This window comes from Autumnicola edwardsiae (assembly GCF_031846505.1).
GTDB lineage: Bacteria > Bacteroidota > Bacteroidia > Flavobacteriales > Flavobacteriaceae > Autumnicola > Autumnicola edwardsiae.
The window spans coordinates 1-2565 of record NZ_JAVRHP010000194.1 but is presented as its reverse complement, the minus strand read 5'-3'; the positions used below and the strand labels follow the sequence as shown (position 1 = coordinate 2565).

3 protein-coding genes are annotated in these 2565 nt (G+C 36.8%); 1 reads left to right on the top strand and 2 read right to left on the bottom strand.

Annotated elements, in window-relative coordinates:
- Positions 1–300: 300 nt before the first annotated feature.
- The gene (locus RM529_RS16845; RefSeq protein WP_311485917.1) at positions 301–1341 is read right to left on the bottom strand and encodes a hypothetical protein; all 1041 of its coding nucleotides are present in this window, start codon (positions 1339–1341) and stop codon (positions 301–303) included.
- A gap of 237 nt (positions 1342–1578) precedes the next feature.
- Between RM529_RS16845 and RM529_RS16840 the strand changes: the two genes are divergently transcribed.
- Entirely contained in the window at positions 1579–2214 is a 636-nt protein-coding gene (locus RM529_RS16840) for an HAD family hydrolase (protein ID WP_311485916.1), read from the top strand.
- A gap of 138 nt (positions 2215–2352) precedes the next feature.
- Here RM529_RS16840 and RM529_RS16835 read toward each other — a convergent pair.
- A partial coding sequence (locus tag RM529_RS16835; protein WP_311485915.1) for a hypothetical protein occupies positions 2353–2565 on the bottom strand: 213 nt, incomplete at its 5' end.

The following is a 2565-nucleotide window of genomic DNA, read 5'->3' as shown; positions in this document are numbered from 1 at the left end:
TAAACGTGAAAAATAGAAATTTCGGAAATGATGAGGAACAAAAAAGAAGTAATTAAAGAAATTGGCTTTCTTCGCAAAAATTATAAAAGATAACAAGCTCAATAAGGGGATCTGTTGCTTAAATCAAGTACCTGGAATGGTCTTCAACTTCTCTTTTCGATGCTAAGTAAACACAATCCTGGTTTCCTTTGGCTCAAAATCAGAACCCACAAAACTGTAAAAATTTTTTGTAGAGACTAATTCCGGAAATGAATGGACGTTTAAAAGCGTCCATTCATTATTTTTTTCAGCAGTTAACAGCTAGAGTTTTAGTTTTTCTACACCAATAATATTTATAAGAGATGAAAGTCCGTCAGGATTAGGAATTGTTATTAATTCAAAATTACCTGTAGAAGGTGTGTACTTGATAAGATTAGTAGTATTATTTGCTCCCATAAGGGCTGCAAACGTTCCCTGCTCCTTATTATAAAAAGTTTTATGAGCAAAATTTAAAGCTGATATTCGCGGAACTCCGGCCACCTCATTAATCGTTTCTGTTTGTAGATTGTAAACTACCGGTCTCACTTCTGCCATAAAATTTGAATTGGCTACCGTTGAAAAGCCGAATAATTGATTTGGATCTCCGCCGTTACCAATATTTAAAATATTGGTTTCAGCACCCGTTAAAGGAAGAACCTCAATCGAATTCTGGTTCAGGTTTATTTCCAGTAAATCAGCATTTATTACCCTTTCCGTTTTAGAGGCTACCACATATAATTTCTGCCCGACCAGGCTCGTGGAAAATATATTTTCATAACCTTCAGGATTCAGGTCGATATCCTGCGAAGTTATCTGGAAATTTTCCGGATTTATACGTACTACTTTAACCGGTTTCTGGTGATTACTCTGTTCTATATTTTCCCTGGTAATCCCTATCAGGTTCTGATTATCCTTATCCCAGTCTAAAGATATCAAAGCTGTATTTTCACCAAATTCCTCCGGAAAATCAATTATGGTAGACGTCGTTTCACCGCTTTGCTTATCCCATACGTACAAAATGCCCCTTGGAGGATCAAAACGATGTTCATAGATAAAAGTTTCGGAAGCTGAGGAAGTCACCGAGTTGAACAAGGTATTAAACTCGATTCCGGGAATTTTGCCCGTCTGGACCACCTTTCCGGTTTTATCACCAATTGCAAATAAAGTTCCGTCGTTTCTTAAAGCAATGTAATTAAAAATATCCTCAGCCTGTACGGGAGTTTCAGAACCACCTGTTTCAGATGGAGCTTCATCTTCAGAACATGAGAAAAGGGAGACGATTAAAGCCAGCAATAGCACCGGTCTAAGTGTTTTTAAAAGCATAATATTTTAATTGAGGGCGTAAAAATAACTAATTCTCAATTATTTCATAACAAAACGTTAAAAAAAGGAGTGGAAAATTCCATTTGATCCAGGTAAAATACAGTAATCACATATAAAAGGAGAGAAATAATATTTGCCAAATTAAAAATTTTGGCAGATTTACAGCCTCTGATTTTTAATAGTTTCTCCAGAATTGTCATTTTTGGATACCAACAAGTTTGAGCAAAGAAAAACGGAATGGAAAATCTTCTCATTTTCGACCTGGACAACACCATTTACGAGTCGGCGACGATAAATAAGACAATTATAAAGAAAATGCTCTCCGATTTTGAAGAAGTTGCCACTTTTTACTTCGGAAAAGATACTGCACACCAAATTATAGCAGCATTAAAACAGGATTCCTTTGATGTGGCTCTTAAAAAATTCAACATTGAAGAAAAAATCAGGCAGGAATTTGCAGAAAAGTTCAGAAAAAGGAATCTTCAGATGGAAATAAAGCCTTTTTCTGATTTTGAGGTGGTAAAAACCCTGAAGGAGAAGAAAATACTTGTTTCTGAAGGTTTTAAAGAACTGCAGGAGGCCAAAATAAGGAGCCTAAACCTGGAAAACCTGTTTTCTGAAACTTATATTAGCAATACGCTCTTCCAAAGCCGACCTTCAAAAAAGCACATTTTCGACCTTATATTAAAACGTAGGCAAATTACCCCACAGCACGTTTTTGTGATTGGCGATAAATCAGAATCTGAACTAAAAGCCGGACGGGAATTGGGCATGCGCACGGTACAGGTAAAGAAATTAAACCAGGAAAATTCAATTTATGCTGAATTTGTAATTTCCGATTTTCGGGAACTTCTTAATATGCTGAAATCCTGAAACGTTCAAATATCTTTTTACGACATCCGGAAGAAATAACATTGCATTACCTTTCCAATTTCAAAATTACCACAGATATTTGCATCTTTTTAAGTTGAGCATGGAAACCAAAAGGAAGCAGCGCATAGCACTGAGTATTTATTTTTTTTTCGCAGGCGTTTGTTTTTCAACCTGGGCTTCCCGTATTCCCACAATTAAATCCTCTTTTAACCTCAACGAAGCCGAACTTGGTAACCTGTTGCTCACCATGCCGGTAAGCTCCCTCATTGGATTGCCAATTTCGGGCTGGCTGGTATCCCGCTTTAACAGCCGCCCTCCTTTGCTGGCTTCTATTTTGTTTTTTTCGGTTGC

What these genes read in the sequence shown, in the direction of transcription:
- RM529_RS16840 (WP_311485916.1), top strand. Translation starts at nt 1,579, where the DNA reads ATGGAAAATCTTCTCATTTTCGACCTGGACAACACCATTTACGAGTCG.
- RM529_RS16845 (WP_311485917.1), bottom strand. Translation starts at nt 1,341, where the DNA reads ATGCTTTTAAAAACACTTAGACCGGTGCTATTGCTGGCTTTAATCGTC.